Source organism: Fundicoccus ignavus (genome assembly GCF_009659375.1).
Taxonomy (GTDB): domain Bacteria; phylum Bacillota; class Bacilli; order Lactobacillales; family Aerococcaceae; genus Fundicoccus; species Fundicoccus ignavus.
In genome coordinates, this window is the sequence record NZ_WJQT01000007.1 from 110371 (window position 1) to 125595 (window position 15225).

The 15225-nt window shown below is 37.6% G+C and carries 15 protein-coding genes, 1 pseudogene and 1 riboswitch; of the genes and pseudogenes, 9 read left to right on the forward strand and 7 right to left on the reverse strand.

The window, feature by feature from the left end:
- Window positions 1-426 precede the first annotated feature (426 nt).
- The 4 genes from GF867_RS06710 to GF867_RS06725 form a co-directional block, all read right to left on the reverse strand.
- Window positions 427-1104: an ABC transporter ATP-binding protein gene (locus GF867_RS06710; protein ID WP_153832336.1), complete on the reverse strand. Its 678-nt coding sequence runs from the start codon at window positions 1102-1104 to the stop codon at window positions 427-429.
- On the reverse strand, window positions 1104-2228 hold the full coding sequence (locus tag GF867_RS06715) for an ABC transporter permease (RefSeq protein WP_153832337.1): 1125 nt from the start codon (window positions 2226-2228) through the stop codon (window positions 1104-1106). The genes GF867_RS06710 and GF867_RS06715 overlap by 1 nt, the downstream gene beginning before the upstream one ends.
- A gap of 69 nt (window positions 2229-2297) precedes the next feature.
- Window positions 2298-2885 (reverse strand): TetR/AcrR family transcriptional regulator, encoded by a 588-nt coding sequence (locus tag GF867_RS06720; protein ID WP_153832338.1) that lies wholly within the window; start codon window positions 2883-2885, stop codon window positions 2298-2300.
- 981 nt (window positions 2886-3866) lie between these two features.
- Complete coding sequence (locus GF867_RS06725) at window positions 3867-4058, reverse strand: hypothetical protein (RefSeq protein ID WP_172973978.1); 192 nt, start codon at window positions 4056-4058, stop codon at window positions 3867-3869.
- Between the two features lie 315 nt (window positions 4059-4373).
- Window positions 4374-4479: riboswitch (TPP riboswitch) on the forward strand.
- Between the two features lie 36 nt (window positions 4480-4515).
- Here GF867_RS06725 and thiT point away from each other — a divergent pair.
- From thiT to GF867_RS06745, 4 genes and pseudogenes are all read left to right on the forward strand, one after another.
- Window positions 4516-5079, forward strand: coding sequence for an energy-coupled thiamine transporter ThiT (gene thiT, locus GF867_RS06730; protein WP_153832340.1), 564 nt, complete (start codon window positions 4516-4518; stop codon window positions 5077-5079).
- Window positions 5076-5789, forward strand: coding sequence for a TatD family hydrolase (locus GF867_RS06735; RefSeq protein ID WP_153832341.1), 714 nt, complete (start codon window positions 5076-5078; stop codon window positions 5787-5789). The genes thiT and GF867_RS06735 overlap by 4 nt, the downstream gene beginning before the upstream one ends.
- 295 nt (window positions 5790-6084) lie before the next feature.
- Window positions 6085-6300, forward strand: a complete 216-nt coding sequence (locus GF867_RS06740; protein WP_153832342.1) for a helix-turn-helix domain-containing protein — start codon at window positions 6085-6087, stop codon at window positions 6298-6300.
- 17 nt (window positions 6301-6317) lie between these two features.
- A pseudogene (locus GF867_RS06745) lies at window positions 6318-7484 on the forward strand (IS3 family transposase); the annotation flags it as partial.
- A gap of 7 nt (window positions 7485-7491) precedes the next feature.
- Here GF867_RS06745 and GF867_RS06750 read toward each other — a convergent pair.
- Window positions 7492-7638, reverse strand: coding sequence for a hypothetical protein (locus tag GF867_RS06750; RefSeq protein WP_153832344.1), 147 nt, complete (start codon window positions 7636-7638; stop codon window positions 7492-7494).
- Window positions 7639-7817: 179 nt separating this feature from the next.
- On the opposite strand from GF867_RS06750, the gene GF867_RS06755 reads away from it, so the two are divergent.
- The 5 genes from GF867_RS06755 (at window position 7818) to istB (ending at window position 12692) form a co-directional block, all read left to right on the forward strand.
- Complete coding sequence (locus GF867_RS06755; protein ID WP_153832345.1) at window positions 7818-9407, forward strand: potassium/proton antiporter; 1590 nt, start codon at window positions 7818-7820, stop codon at window positions 9405-9407.
- 556 nt (window positions 9408-9963) lie between these two features.
- Window positions 9964-10260 carry a VOC family protein gene (locus tag GF867_RS06760; protein ID WP_253940768.1) on the forward strand — a complete coding sequence of 99 codons (297 nt, stop codon included), beginning with the start codon at window positions 9964-9966 and terminating at the stop codon, window positions 10258-10260.
- A gap of 136 nt (window positions 10261-10396) precedes the next feature.
- Window positions 10397-10813, forward strand: a complete 417-nt coding sequence (locus GF867_RS14030; RefSeq protein WP_253940769.1) for a hypothetical protein — start codon at window positions 10397-10399, stop codon at window positions 10811-10813.
- A 165-nt stretch (window positions 10814-10978) separates the two neighbouring features.
- Window positions 10979-11950 (forward strand): Mu transposase domain-containing protein, encoded by a 972-nt coding sequence (locus GF867_RS14035; protein WP_253940770.1) that lies wholly within the window; start codon window positions 10979-10981, stop codon window positions 11948-11950.
- Window positions 11943-12692: an IS21-like element helper ATPase IstB gene (gene istB / locus GF867_RS06770; protein WP_153832346.1), complete on the forward strand. Its 750-nt coding sequence runs from the start codon at window positions 11943-11945 to the stop codon at window positions 12690-12692. Before GF867_RS14035 ends, istB begins: the two co-directional genes overlap by 8 nt.
- A gap of 235 nt (window positions 12693-12927) precedes the next feature.
- Here istB and GF867_RS06775 read toward each other — a convergent pair whose 3' ends face one another.
- Both GF867_RS06775 and istA read right to left on the reverse strand, forming a co-directional pair.
- A complete protein-coding gene (locus GF867_RS06775) occupies window positions 12928-13689 on the reverse strand; it encodes an ATP-binding protein (protein ID WP_153832347.1) in 762 nt (253 codons plus the stop codon).
- Complete coding sequence (gene istA, locus GF867_RS06780) at window positions 13664-15073, reverse strand: IS21 family transposase (protein ID WP_153832348.1); 1410 nt, start codon at window positions 15071-15073, stop codon at window positions 13664-13666. Before istA ends, GF867_RS06775 begins: the two co-directional genes overlap by 26 nt.
- Window positions 15074-15225 lie beyond the last annotated feature (152 nt).

The window sequence follows — 15225 nt, forward strand, 5'->3', positions numbered from 1 at the left end:
CTAGTTGCCATAACTGAGAAATAACATCCAAGCCATGATTTTAGATAGATGGTAAATGAATAAAGATATTACTTTAGCTGCCTGCTGTGTGCTAACCACTTTATTAGCAAGCTGACTCATCCTAATTTTCCTCCAGTTATTTTCTTTATGTAGCGCAGTCAATAAAGACTTTTTCTAGTCAAGCAAATCGGCTTAGCTAAAAACTATACTCGCTTATCATCATCAAGCTCTCTAAACAAAATTGAGTGGCCTATCTCCAGTTATACACCGAAAACAAGACACTCAATTAGCGGCTTAATATTCCATTACATTGACTCTAATATTTGGGAGCACTACATAGAGCAGACAAATGATTCTCTATCGTGTGTTCGTGCTTTCTTATGAATGGGACTGTTGGCACAGCCCTTCTTTATTACATTAATTCACTTATTTTTCAAGTGATAATACGCCATCTTCAATCCGATAAACTCGGTCACAGTAAGATAGCATCCGCTCATCATGGGTCACCATTATTGCGGCTTTATTGCGAGCTTTCACTTCTAAAGAAATCAGCGATACGACTTCACGAGCACGCTTGGTATCTAAGTTTGCAGTCGGTTCATCTGCTAAAATTATGCTAGGATTGTTCATGAACGCTCTCGCAATTGCTGTTCTTTGACGTTCACCCCCGGAGAGTTGGTGAGGATATTTATTTAATTTATCACCCAAACCGATATCATTCAGTAACTCTTTGGCCAATACTCTATCTTCAGTTTTGATGCTTCCACCCATTTTCTTAACAACTAGTAGTTGATCTTCTACTGTTAGATAAGGCAATAAATTCGATGTTTGTAGGATAAAACCAATTTTATCTAAGCGAATGTTTGAAAGTTCTCTCTCAGAAAGTGAGGCAAGATCAACATTATCGATGAGCACTTGACCAGATGTAGCTTTTAGCAAAGCTCCCGCAATGGAAAGAAAGGTACTTTTACCTGAACCAGATGGACCGATAATTGCAATAAATTCTCCATGCTCAACACTTAATGATAAGTCTTGTAAGGCGACTGTTTTAAACGCGCCTTCTTGATAAGTTTTTGTCACATTTTTTAATACTAATCCACTCATTATTCAGCCCTCCCTAATGCGGTAACTGGATCAATTTTGATAATACTTTTCACAGAGAATAAGGAGCCTATCATACTAGTTGCAAGTAAAACAAGACTGTAGATCAGCACCATTTCTGGTTGTAAGTTAAAAGGCATGCCTTCTGGTAAAACAAGCGTCATCAAGTAAGTCAAAGCTATTCCGATTAGAATACTAATCGTTGAAAGCAAGAAAACTTGGCTCACAACTGTTTTAACCACAAAGGAATTACTTGCGCCAATCGCTTTCAATACACCAAATTGTTTCACTTTCTGTGTGGTTAAGACAAAGAAGAATACAGCAATGACGAATGCCGAGATAAATATTAATAACCATAACATCAGTGAAATTGTACCACTCTCAGCAGCATAACCCGGTGTACCGTTTAATGTTTCTTTTTTATCAGCGACTTCTACTCCATCGATCGTTGAAGAAATCATGTCTCGGTCTATGTTACCTTTTATAAACACGGCACTTATGGGATCTTTAATGCCCATATCAGAACCTGGAACAACATACTTCAATTCTCGTATAGTTTCCATGGGTACATAAACGGCAGGTAAATGATTCAATGTTTGAGTATCCGCGAAGCCTGAAATTTCCAATTCTAACCCTAAACTATTCACAGTCACCGTATCTCCTAAAGCAAACCCTTCATTCAATAATGAAGAATCTACGATTACCCGATAAGGTCGATCATTTTTAAGTCCTTCTCCTAAGACTACTTCTGGTTCTAGAAAGCTTCCTTCTTCAATACCAAGAAATATCACACTGGTTTTTTTGCCATTTTCTTCAGTATCCACACTATCCTGCGAAATTGAACCTATTGCTTGCGTAATAGCAGCTACTTCTTCGACTCCCTCTAATTCGGTTATGTCATCTATCAGACTTTCAGGTAAAGTAGATTTAGATAAACTGAAATCTGCTTCCTTCTCAAAGACTGCCAACGCCATCTCTGAATTACGAATGACCGCTGTTCCTAAATCAGCCAAGCCATTCCCTAGTCCACTTAAGACGAATACTAACCATGAAATCATCACGATAATGAAGCCAATTAGTAGAAAACGTCTTTTAGAAAACCACAGTTCTTTACTTGCTAAAAACATAAAATAATCCCTCTTTTCTAACTTTTCTATAAGCAAGATTAAGTATAACGCAAAGTGACAGTGGTGTCACTAATCGTTTTTTTTATTGCTGTTTAATATACCATTGAAGAGGATTACTTTCATGAAATCACTACGTTTTTGAGCAGATAAACCCGCTCGATTAGGCAACATTAGGCTATGAAATATCGTTTCAATTAACAGAAAAGGGGGAAGTTGCGCATTAAGTACGCCATTCCTTTGCCCTTCGATAATAACATCCATAATAAAATTAAAAAATTTTTCGTGTAACTGTTTTGACTCTTGGATATTGGCTTGGTGTTGATTCGCCTCTGTCCATTTTTGGTTAGGGACCTGAATCGATATGCTATGAACATCTGCAAAATCAAAGATAAGGTCTAATAACTGTGATAGTTTATCTTCATAATTTTCAGGCCAATCGGTTGTTTCAATACGTTGGACACACTCATTCATCTGAGCGTTTAAAAATTCATGTAGTAAGTCATCCTTATTACTATAATATTTATATAGGGCTGTTCGCGAAACATCGAGTGCTTTAGCAAGTTTCATAAAATTAAATTGATCGTAACCCTCTGCAAGCATCAACTGATGAGTTGCTTCATATAATTCATCTTGGGTAAAGGTTTTTTTGCGTGCCATTTAATTCCCTCCAATTCCCATTTATTATTGCATAGCGCCCTTGTGGCCATTCTATAGCCTTTATAACTAGTTTAGCCTGATAGATCATGCAGTAAGCTTTGTAAATCATTAAGAACTTCCTTAACTGTGAAAGGCTACTGAGTGATTACTGTTTTTAACGTTTGAATGACCTGTCCCTAACTCATCCTCAGGATAAAAGCTTTCGTCTTTTAAAGAAAAATTTTCCAAGGTTCAAGCATTTAGGGATTTTTATTACTTACAATTTCTTGTTATTAAGCCTACTTTTCTCATTCCTTTTAACATGCAGTCGAATTAAATAAGAATGGTGGCAGACGATTGATAATAAACTGGGGAATATATTTTAATCTTTATCTTTATTGTACCATTCACTCATCGTACACCTAATACTGATTTCAAACAAGTATCACTCTAATCATTAGGTAGCGTTGTCTGATGCCATTTATAATAAAGACCAGCATTTAGGGAACGCGAAGTGACATCACTCATACTCCGAGTGATCTAGAAGAGATAGAATGATTAAAAAGGGTATGCCCCAACGACTATCGGATGCGATTGAGGGAATAACGCTTTTATTACTCGTTACTTAGCAATTCACACATCAGAGGCAGATGGAGCGAGAGCGCCGCAACCTGTTGATTAGCAGGCTTGGAATAATACCAGTTTCCTAAATGCCGTTGCTAACAACACATATATTAATGATACTAATGCATCAAACATAAGGTGATTAACTATTTTCTCATTTACTTGTTTTGATCACTCTCATCATCAGCAATCAATCTTAACGCTTTATTGAAAGGGAGATCATCATCTTGACTTTTAGCAACATGACTATTAATGATTATTTATGATACGCATGTCCGTAGCATCGATAGGTAATAAAATCTATTATCTATTATAGTAGGATTTAGTAATAGAATCTCATCAATCCTTCTCAACTATTGAGAAAAGATTTTTGAGATTCTATTTAATTATCGTTATTGCCGTTCCTATCATAATATCGAGAACACTTCCACCTTCTTTTAATGCATCATCTCCTATTTTCCCTTTGATAGCTTCAGTCAGGTTATATGTATATATATGATTAAATTCTTCATTAATAACCTTCCTAAAGCCAGCCATACTACCTTTATCATTAATAGAATTTGGAGTCACAAATCCTATAACACCATAGGTTCCAATTCTATCAGACGCCCAAGTGTTGACCCTGGTTTGAATACAATCAGCTTGTGTACCCACCCTTATTTAGCAAATAGTGTTCAATATCAGTAAACCCCATTGATTCATTAATTGTCCAGAAGTAGGCATCATTTAAATTCATATCATCCATCAAATTAAATATCTCATCATAAAAGAAAAGGATCTTACTAATTTATCCATAGAAAACGCCACAATCTTTAGATGTATCATCTGAAAGAAGGGCTATAAAACATCGAGATTGACAACGTTTTTTTTATGAGCTATGATATCATCCAAGCAAAGGGGAATCACTAGAGTGATTGAGACTGGATGTATGCCGGGACTCTTATTACCTGATCACGTTAGTACGTGCGGAGGGATTGCAGACTTAAGAAGACTTAAGCCTCCTTTGTGTATCAAAGGGGGTATTTTTATGCAAAAAAATTCGTTAACTGTTTATATAGAGGCTGGGGTGATTGCGACTTTGGCCTTTATTATCTCACTGTTTCCTATCGAAGGAACAGGCTTCGATATCGCTTTGGGCTCGATTCCCATTACGTTGTTTTGTTTACGTCGAGGGTGGAAAGCAGGGATATTTACTGGGCTTTTATGGGGCCTACTGACGATTATTCTAGGCGGAGCTTCAATTATCCACCCTATACAAGTGGTGCTAGATTATCCAGTAGCTTTTGCTTTTAATGGGCTAGCAGGAATTGTGGCTCCGGCACTTCAACAGGCAACCGCTTCGGGAAATCAGAAGAAAGCAACTTATTATATCTTTTTGAGTACTTTTATCGGGACTCTAGCTCGTTACTTCTGGCACTTTATTACTGGGGTTTATTATTGGGGCCGGTTTGCTCCAGAAGGTTGGTCTGTTGGCTTTTATTCCTTTGTATTTAATGGAGGATCTGTCATTGTCACAACAGTAATTGCCGGTCTAGCTTTATTGCTTCTGTACCGGCAAGCTCGGCATTTATTTGTCGGTGAATTGGCATGATAATAAATGCCCATGATCACCTCAGTCATTATCCATCGCTGGAGAAGGCATTGGCGGACTTTGAAGTCTTAAACATGACAACTTTAGCGGTTAGTGAGTCTGTGTCTGACTATCAATCCATTCCTGACCATCCACTCATCTTAAAGGGATTCGGAATTCATCCTTGGAAGGTGACGCCAACTACATCTTTAGACAATATTGAACCTTACATTCAGGATTGTGATTTCATCGGTGAAATTGGTTTAGACTTCCACTGGGCAGAAGATACAACGGCTTACCCGCGTCAATTGGAAGTTTTTGAATATTTTCTAGCGGAGGCAAAAAAGCACCAAAAAATTTGCAATATCCACACAAAAGGAGCTGAAAAAGAAGTACTTGCCTTGCTACAAAAGCACCAATTACATGGTCAAATTATCCACTGGTATAGTGGGCCTTTGGACTTGGTGACTGATTATTTGGAGCTAGGCTGTTTCTTTACGATTTCTGTCGATGCAGGGCATTCAACCTTGACCGATCAGCTGATTAATCTTATTCCAACACAGCAGTTATTATTTGAAACCGATGGCCCTACTGCCCTAGAGTGGGTCAATGGTACGCCTTCTTGGCCTGATGAAATCTTACGAATTCAAGCCTATGTGGCTCAATTGAAAAGTTGTTCATTGACTGAGTTGGAAGTGGGTGGGCATTTATTGATGGAACAACTCAAATAAATAACTTTACTCTTCGAATTTGTCCACATCCGATATTTCAATCACATTTAGCTTAGGCTGTTTAACAGCGTCGGAGCGTATCAATTTAGTCAAGCTTCGGCTGAAATTTTTGGAGTTATGTCGAGGTAAGAAGCTAATTGCTTTTTGTGGAAGGAAATTCTGTGAAGAATCCATGTAATTGAATAAAGGTCTAATTAAGATTAAAAAACACTAAAAAAGTCACCAGTACTCATTAGCATTTTGTACTAACCCCCAAAAGTTAGAGTTAAAAATCTAACTCTTGGGGGTTATTTGTATGTCGAAAAAATATTCAGTTGATTTAAAATTAAAGATAGTCCAAGCGTATCCACAAGGAATAATGGGTGCTCGAGTATTAGCTAAAAAATATGATGTATCAAGTAAGTCTTTGGTGACTAAATGGATCAATCAATACAAGCAGTTTGGCGAAGCAGGCTTACGTCATCAAATAAAGAAACAACAATATCCTTTAAATTTTAAGCTAGATGTTTAAGATTTAAGCAAGACACTGGCGCTTCCTATGAAGAGACTGCGAATCTATTCAGCATTAAAGAGCCGTCGATTATAGCGAATTGGAAACAAACTTATTTAACTGAAGGTGCCAAAGGTCTGAATAAACCGCAAGGGAGACCGCCTAAGATGCCTAAATATTCAAAAAATGTGAAGGGTTCAAACAAGATGTCAACGCCTAAAACCGATGAACTTTCCTTATTAAAACAAGAAAATGAATATTTACGTCTGGAGCTAGCTTACTTAAAAAAAGTTAAGAGCGCTGGGCTTGAAAGACCCACGCGCAAACAAGAAGCCATGATTGTCTATGAATTAAGTCAAGAAAAGTTTAAGCTCAAAGATATTTTGACCGTAACCGGCTTACCAGAATCAACTTTTCATTACCACTGTTCAAAGAAAGAAACTAAAAATAAAGATGAAGCGCTCGAAAATCTTCTTCAAGAAATTTTCGATGAAAATGATGGCAACTACGGTTATCGTCGTATTCAAAAAGCGCTTAAAAATAAAGGGCATCAAGTTAACCACAAACGAGTTAAACGCTTGATGGACCAGTTAGGTATCAAGTGCACTAAATTTTCTCATAAAAATCGCCGCTATAATCCTTACAAAGGAACAGTGGGTAAGACCGCTAAAAACAAGCTGAATCGCCGATTTACCACACCGATTCCTTTACAAAAACTCGTGACAGATGTGACTGAGTTTAAGTGTTTAAACGACCAAAAACTTTACTTAAGTCCAATATTAGATTTATATAACGGTGAGATTATTTCGTTTAAGATATCCAATCATCCGACATTAGATATTGCCTTAGATCCTTTAAATGAGGCACTCGCTTTGGTCACGGAACATGCGTTATACCGAACGACCATTCACAGTGATCAAGGTTGGCATTATCAACATAATTCATGGGTGAATGCCTTAAAACAACACGGTATCTTTCAAAGCATGTCTCGCAAAGGCAATTGCTTAGATAACTCACCGATGGAAAATTTCTTTAGTCTCTTAAAACAAGAAATGTATCACGGTGTCGAACAAGTAAGTTATGATACACTAAAAGAGCGCATCGAACATTATATAGATTATTATAATCATCGACGTATCAAAACAAAATTGAGCGGCTTATCTCCGGTTGCATACCGAAAACAAGACACTCAATTAGCTGCTTAATATTCAATTAAATAAACTCCAACTTTTGGGGTTCACTACATATTCTCAAAAGATTTTTTTGAATAATCAAGCATATAGTATTGCTTTCAATTTGAAGCAGAATATCTTCTGCTTTTGAAGAAAGGTTTAGTTCTGTAGCTTTGATTTCATTCATTTTATAGATCTCCTTTATTAATCACGGATTCATCCCATGATATTGGTGACTCAATTAAATACTAGTAAAATATAATCAAAATTAAAGGCGATAAAGTTAACTACTTTCATATGCTATAATATGTCATACAAGTAAAGAGATTGTTTTATGATGATCATTAAATTGAAGGAGGGCTTACCATGTATATACTCATCATTTCACTTGTACTGATTTTAGCCTTAATCGCGATGCGGGTTGCTAATGATTTAAAGATACCGCAACTGTTACTGTTCATGCTTTTAGGAGTTTCTTTTAATTTCTTCGGTGTAGACTTTACAAATTATGCTTTTTCCAATCAAGTAGCCTCTTTAGCCTTGATGTTTATTATTTTCTATGGCGGTTTTGGCACGAAATGGAAAATGTCTAAACCAGTCGCCAAGGAAGCCATCATTTTAAGTTTCTTCGGGACCATTTTCACGGCGTTGATTACTGGATTCTTTGTTTATCTGGTATTCAATTTTTCGCTTTTAGAAGCTTTGCTACTGGGTTCCATTATTGGTTCAACAGATTATGCGAGTGTTTCAGATGTTTTAGCCTCCCGTAATTTAAAGCTAAAATACAACACGGACTCCTTACTGGAGCTCGAATCTGGTTCTAACGACCCTACTGCCTACACCATGGTGATCCTTTTTGTTACCTTGCTACAAGGCGAAAATATTAATGTTCCTTCCCTCATACTTTTACAAATTGGTTTAGGACTGGCGCTTGGTTTCGTACTAGGATGGATATTTATTCGATTGTTAGACTACCTGAAAACAAAAGAAGGGATGGAAGTTATTCTTTTAGCTGCTGCCGCTTTATTCACTTATGAATTCACGAATCAAATTGGTGGTAACGGCTATCTGGCTGTTTATATTTTCGGGATTTATATCGGAAACAAAGAGTTTGTAGGAAAACGCGGGGTCGTCTTCTTCTTTGATAGTTTTACGAGTTTGGCACAAATCGGACTGTTTTTCTTGCTCGGTTTATTATCAAACCCAAGTTCAATCGTGGAGATGATGCCAATTGCGTTTGTGATTATGATGTTTATGACTCTTATCGCACGCCCCGCTGCCATTTATGGTCTAATGTTTCCGTTCAAAATGAAAAAAGATCAGCTCGCCGTAATAGCCTTTGCGGGTTTAAGGGGGGCCGCTGCCATCGCTTTTGCCATTAGTGTGGTGAATTCAAATACCCCAAATATTAATGACCTCTACCATATTGTGTTTGACATTTGCTTATTATCCTCACTCATTCAAGGCGGATTGCTGCCAGTTCTTTCTAAGAAAACTGACATGGTTGACCCAGAGGTTTCTTCCTTACGTAATTTTAACTCTTTACAAGATAAGAGTGATGTCGGCTTCTTAGCAACCAAAATAAAAGCTGATAGCCATTTAGCCAACGCTTATATACGAGATATTAACTTAGCCTTTGATTTTATTATCGCAAAAATTCTGCGGCAAGACGACACCATCGTGCCCCATGGCGACATCCAACTCCAAGCGGGAGATATTATCGTATTGGCCGGACGCTCCTATTTTGACGTTGTCGGAACGGATCTTTTAGAATTCCGTATCAATGACTACAATAAATGGGTGAATAAAGAAATTAAGGATATAAAGTTAGACCGTGATTCCCTCATTGTGCTGGTTTTAAGAGATGATAACGAATTAGTGGTTCCTAATGGCGACACACGAATTCTCGAAGGGGATACTGTCCTAGTATTGGAAGCAAAAGGGATTGAAGCATAAGAATATTATGTTGAGCAATTTGTTCAACGCGTTTTTTCAATGTTTGGAGATAAGTAAAGAGATGGATGTTGCGATTTACAGATCAGAAAGTGTTAATATTTTTGAAGCTTACTTAAAATGAAAAGCTCTAGCTTTAAAAAGAATGCGTTGAACATAATATGAGACAACAATAAAAACACTTTATTTTGGGTGCTTTAGGTCGGTATTGATCTAGCGAAAGGTAGCCTAATTTTTGTTAAACTCGATGGCTATTATAATGCTAATGTAGGTTCCGACAGTGTTTATTACAATGTTGATAGAGCATATTTGTTTCTCTAAGCTATGTTTACTCCTTCTTTTAGACATAGAAATAGCTCCTAATAAAATAATCAGAGTTTTTATTTCTCTGTCTACTTTATTAGGAGTCTATCAGCCTGTAATTCTAGGTAAATAAACGCTACGTTAATTCACCTATCGACATATTGTTAAGCAAAAAAACTTCATCCGATGCGAATAAAATGCGTTGTTATCCTATTCATATTAATATGAATATAAGAAACTTTTGGAGGATGATATTATGAACCAAGAACTAGCTGAAATTTGCTTACGTGTTAGAGATATTGAGGCTACTTTAGACTTCTATACTAATTTATTCGATTTTGAAGTTGCTAGCCGTAGAGAATTCCCTGAAAACAAGTTTGATTTAATCTATCTAAACTCTCCCGGGTCTTCGGTACAAATCGAACTAACTTACAACTATGACGCTGATCCATATAATGTTGGAGACGGCTTTAGTCATTTAGGTGTAACAGTTAGCGACCTAGAAAAATGCACAAAGTTTGTAAAGCTTCTACTTATGAAGCTGGTGACCTAAGAGGTCTTTCAGGTGGCATATGTTAATGCTAAATTAGAATCAACAAATATTGCTAGTTAAGTTTCGGCACTTTATTCCTGAAATATATCCCATTCAGTTATACTTTTAAAGTATCAGTTGAATGGGAGGATGAAAGGTGAACGAAAAAAAGATGACTATCTATCATGAAATCCATCGATTACATCGACTAGGATTTAATAAAAGTCAAATTGAACGAAAAGTTGGAGTCAATCGAGATACCGTTAGAAAATACTTGGCAAAGGATTTTAAAGAAATGTCAGAATGGACAGACACTTTACAAAATCGAACGAAAAAACTGGATCCTTACGAACCGATTATTCTTGAGTGGTTAAAGGAACACAGTGATTTGTCTGCAGCACAAATTGAAGATTGGTTATTAGAAGAATATTCGACAATCCAAGTGAGTTCGAGTACTGTGCGGTCTTATATCAAGCAGCTTAGAGATCAATACGCGATACCAAAACGTCAGACTATTCGCCAATACGAAGCTGTTCCTGAAGTTGAAATGGGTGCACAGATACAAGTCGATTAGGGACAAACGAAGCAAAGAACGCGACGTAAAGACGAAGTCAAATTATACTTTATATCTTTTGTTTTATCTCATAGCCGTTTCAAATATCTTGAATGGTTAGATCGGCCTTTTACGACAAAAGATATGATTTGTTCTCATGAAAATGCCTTTCGTCATTTTGGTGGCATGCCTAAAGAAATGGTCTATGACCAGGATAATATCCTCGCAGTTAGTGAAAATGCGGGAGATCTTTTATTAACTCATGATTTTGACGCTTATCACCAAGCGCTTGGCTTTAGTATTTATTTGTGTCGAGGAGAGGATCCAGAAAGTAAAGGTAAGATTGAGCGAGTTGTTGGTTATGTGAAATCAAACTTCGCAAAGAATCGAGTTTACGATGGACTTGATGATTGGAATGAAAAATCTCGTTCCTGGCTAGAACGTACAGGGAACCATAAAGTACATGGCACAACAAAAAAGAGACCCGATTCAGTGTTCCTCCTGGAAAAAGCACACTTGAAACCAGTCTCTTCAATCAAACAAAAAGATATATCTTTCAGAAATAGTATAACAGCTACCGTCAATAAAGACAATACGATACGATTTAAAGGTAATCGTTACTCCGTACCGCTTGGTACTTATAAAACCGTTGGTTCGAACCAAGTTTACCTCTATCAAAAAGAACAAGAATTAATTGTTTTACACAAGCTAACAGGTGATGACATTGCGCGTCATAGGGTGTCACTTGAAAAAGGCAAACTGATTAAAAACCGCAATCATGGGCGTGACCGTGAAAAAACGTTACAAAAATATCGTACCGCAATGATTGACTTATTCGAAGAAGAACCGAGAGCCATTCTCTTTATTGATAAAATCGTTGAAAAGTATAAGCGATACGCTCGCGATCAGTTTATGGTGCTGGAAAAAAGTATTAAACGATACCCGACAGAACGAGATGCGGCGCTTAACTATTGCATAGACAATGACTTGTGGAGTGCCAACGATTTTAGAGATATCGCTATCTATTTATCTCAACACAAGGTTGAAGCCATTCCAGAAGAAATAAAAAACAACTCATCAGTCCCTTCTGGTATCGAAGTGTCTACGCGTCCATTGAGTGACTATGTAAAAATTATGGGCGGTGAAGTGAATGAGTAATGGCCTTGAAGAGTTACAGCATGCCTTTAAGCAACTCCGTTTATCTGAGATTTCCACTGAGATTCCCGCTTTAATGCGTGAAGCAGAGCAGAAATCCTGGACCTATTATGAACTATTAAATCATTTACTCACGTATGAACTCACAAAACGGGAGGATAAAAACAAAGCACGGCGCTTAAAATGGGCAAAATTTCCTTATCAAAAGACACTTGAGGACTATGATTTAAGTGAGCAAACGAGTCTCTCTGAGAGGCAACTACGCCAATTAAAAGAAATGAATTGGTTAGCGCAACAATACAACCTCATTTTACTCGGTCCACCCGGTGTTGGCAAAACGCATTTAGCTATCGGTGTAGGATTAGAAGCGATTGAGCAAGGCTATCAAGTCATGTTTCTCCCAATGGGCGAACTGACAACGATTCTTAAAACGAGCGAGTATACTCGGAAATCACAGATTGCACTTAATCGGATTAAACAATCCGATTTAATCATTATCGATGATTTGATGTATATGGCAATGGATCCGGTTGAGGCGAATCGGTTCTTTCAATTAATTGATTATCTATATGAACGTAGTTCTATCATTCTGACTTCAAATAAGAGTCCGGATCAATGGGGTGAACTACTGGGCGATGAAGGTGTCGCAACAGCGATACTTGATCGCCTGCTCCATCGTGTAGAACTTATTCAGATGGACGATAAAAGTTATCGGATGAAACATCGACAAAGAGTATTCGATTAGGAAAAGTGCCGAATCTTATCTGGCAGAATCTGCGGAAAACTAATTGGCAGAAAGTGTGGTTTTCTACTTGACGTTAACAGCATACCGACTTACTTCTTTGTGACTGATCCAGATGGTTATCGAATTGAAGTTAAGCGCGCTAAATAATTTTTTTATTTATTTGCATATAGCGTTCGTCTAGAACCACAAAATCGCGATTCCCTGTACCAGGTGAATCGCGATTTTTTGTACCAGCTTAGTCGGTATTCGCTGTACCAGTTTTCATCCGTAATGAATCTCCATAAATATAAATATGGTATGAATTTGAAATAGCACGATCAAGAATGGCATCCGCAATCGCACCACCTCCTAACTTTTTATGCCATTCGCCAGTCTCCATTTGAGAAGAAAGAATAAGAGAACGATGTCTACTCCTTAACTCAAAAACCTCCATGAGATATTTTTGTTCATGTTCGGTTGTTGGCGTTAATAAAAAATCATCGATCACCAACACATCTAGTTTAGCTAATTTCTTTAGGTATTGGGGTAATCGATCGTTCATATCCGCTTCAGATAGTTCAGAAAGTAAATCGTACATTCTGATATAACGTGCCGTATAACCCTCTTCAATCACATAACGACATAAGGCATTGGTTAGATAGGATTTCCCGGTACCTGTAGCCCCTTGAATAATAACGTTTCGATTGTTGGTAATGAACTGACACGTCGATAATTGATGGATGGTTTCTTTGTTTATTCGACGACTGGGCGAATAATCAATATCTTGGATATGAGCTTGTGGTTGAGAGAGTTTGGCTAATTTAAGATTACGTTGCACGGTATTGTGTCGCCTCGATAGATATTCTTCACTCACTATTTCCTCAAGGATATCTAAGGTTGAACGTTGATCAGTGAGGAGACCCCCATACAGATCGACTAAGCGATCCGCCATTACTGGTAACCTCATTTGTCTAAGGTAGCTAGTTAGAAGCTTAATCCTTTCGGTTGAATGAGTCATAGTAGTCTGCTCCTCTCAAATAAGATTGTTCCATTTGGGGTAAAGTGTTAGAATTTGTTTGCGTCATAGAATGTTCGACTAACTGCTTAATTAAGTTAAAGGTTGGATGAGTTGACCGTTCTAGAGCAAAATGGCAGGCTTTATCTAATCTTTGGTCGGAGTAGGTATCTGCCATTTTTAATATTGCATGAACTCTTCTGTAATATTGTTGTTCAGGACCTTGGTCAAATAGTCTCGAAATCACCGTGTGGACGTTTGGTCCAATACGACTCGCCCAATTTAAATACCGTTCGCTGTTCCATTTTCCATAGTGTTGACTCTCTTCAGGTAAGTGGGATTGAATGGTTGAATAAGCACCTGGTCGCGTACCTGCGATTCGATGTTCACAAATAAGCAGTTGTTTATGGTAGATTTTGACACGATCTGTATATATTTTCAGAGAAACTTTTTCGCCAATGTATTGGTAAGGAACTGAATAGTAATGTTTGTTTAGGGTGATATGGCTATTGGTGTAAACTTTTGCGTCTTTAAAGTGGCATATCTCATAAGGATAGGTAGGCAACGGCTTTAAGCACTCCTGCTCAAATGTTTCATACATTGATTGGCGACTGCCTTCTTTCTTTTGAAAGGGTTTAGCATTGAACTCCGCCAGTGCAATGAGTAAATAATGATTATATTCTTGGATACTAAGGCACTGATAGTGGCGCATTCGAGCAATCAGATGTGTGGTTAAGTGTTTGACGTGGCTTTCGACAGAGCCCTTATCTTTAGGTCGGTATACGCGTGTTGGTACGACAACGGTTTGATAGTGCGCTGCCATATCTTCGTAGGTTGCATTCAGTACCAACTCATTTTTAGTGTGTTTTGTGACACCTACTCGAAGATTATCTGGAATTAATAGCGTTGGAACGCCTTTAAAGAACTCAAACATCTTGACGTGAGCGTCTATCCAACTCGCTGATTTTTGATCCACACAAGCTTGAGCAAAACTATAGTTACTAAAGGGGAGCGTTCCGACAAATAATTCTCCTTTTATTATTTCACCCGTCATTGGATCAATCCATTGAGGCCGAGTCCCGGCCCAATCAACCTGAGCTTGTTCACCAGCTTTATGATGGAGTATATGGCTAAAGTTTGTTTTATTCAGATACTCATTGAAATGCTTTTTAAACTGTGTTAATTGATAAAATACTTTTCCCTCCAACCGACAATCTTGAGCATATTCTTCCCAAAGTAACTGCAAAGTTACCCCCGGCTTCACTAATTCTTTCGCAATCTGTTGAAAGTCTGGCAAGACATAGTAACGACTGACTTGTTTTGTCTGTGGCAGACTAAACATCTCTTCAATTTCTTTGAAGGACCACTGCGATAGCACCTCGTACATTAAATCTTTCTCTTGAGCAATTTTGTGGTTATTGCATTCAAATAGAGCCACTTCGGCGGAGATTAGAGCCACTCAATGCATAAAATAGAGCCACCCAGTGCGGAAGGTGAGCCAGATAAATCAACTTATTTATTACAACCTCTTGTATAATT

Bases quoted from the DNA above. Each gene is read 5' to 3' on its own strand.
- GF867_RS06710 (WP_153832336.1), bottom strand. From the start codon at position 1,104: ATGAGTGGATTAGTATTAAAAAATGTGACAAAAACTTATCAAGAAGGC.
- GF867_RS06715 (WP_153832337.1), bottom strand. From the start codon at position 2,228: ATGTTTTTAGCAAGTAAAGAACTGTGGTTTTCTAAAAGACGTTTTCTA.
- GF867_RS06720 (WP_153832338.1), bottom strand. From the start codon at position 2,885: ATGGCACGCAAAAAAACCTTTACCCAAGATGAATTATATGAAGCAACT.
- thiT (WP_153832340.1), top strand. From the start codon at position 4,516: ATGCAAAAAAATTCGTTAACTGTTTATATAGAGGCTGGGGTGATTGCG.
- GF867_RS06735 (WP_153832341.1), top strand. From the start codon at position 5,076: ATGATAATAAATGCCCATGATCACCTCAGTCATTATCCATCGCTGGAG.
- GF867_RS06740 (WP_153832342.1), top strand. From the start codon at position 6,085: ATGTCGAAAAAATATTCAGTTGATTTAAAATTAAAGATAGTCCAAGCG.
- GF867_RS06750 (WP_153832344.1), bottom strand. From the start codon at position 7,638: ATGAATGAAATCAAAGCTACAGAACTAAACCTTTCTTCAAAAGCAGAA.
- GF867_RS06755 (WP_153832345.1), top strand. From the start codon at position 7,818: ATGTATATACTCATCATTTCACTTGTACTGATTTTAGCCTTAATCGCG.
- GF867_RS06760 (WP_253940768.1), top strand. From the start codon at position 9,964: ATGAACCAAGAACTAGCTGAAATTTGCTTACGTGTTAGAGATATTGAG.
- GF867_RS14035 (WP_253940770.1), top strand. From the start codon at position 10,979: ATGCCTAAAGAAATGGTCTATGACCAGGATAATATCCTCGCAGTTAGT.
- istB (WP_153832346.1), top strand. From the start codon at position 11,943: ATGAGTAATGGCCTTGAAGAGTTACAGCATGCCTTTAAGCAACTCCGT.
- GF867_RS06775 (WP_153832347.1), bottom strand. From the start codon at position 13,689: ATGACTCATTCAACCGAAAGGATTAAGCTTCTAACTAGCTACCTTAGA.
- istA (WP_153832348.1), bottom strand. From the start codon at position 15,073: ATGTACGAGGTGCTATCGCAGTGGTCCTTCAAAGAAATTGAAGAGATG.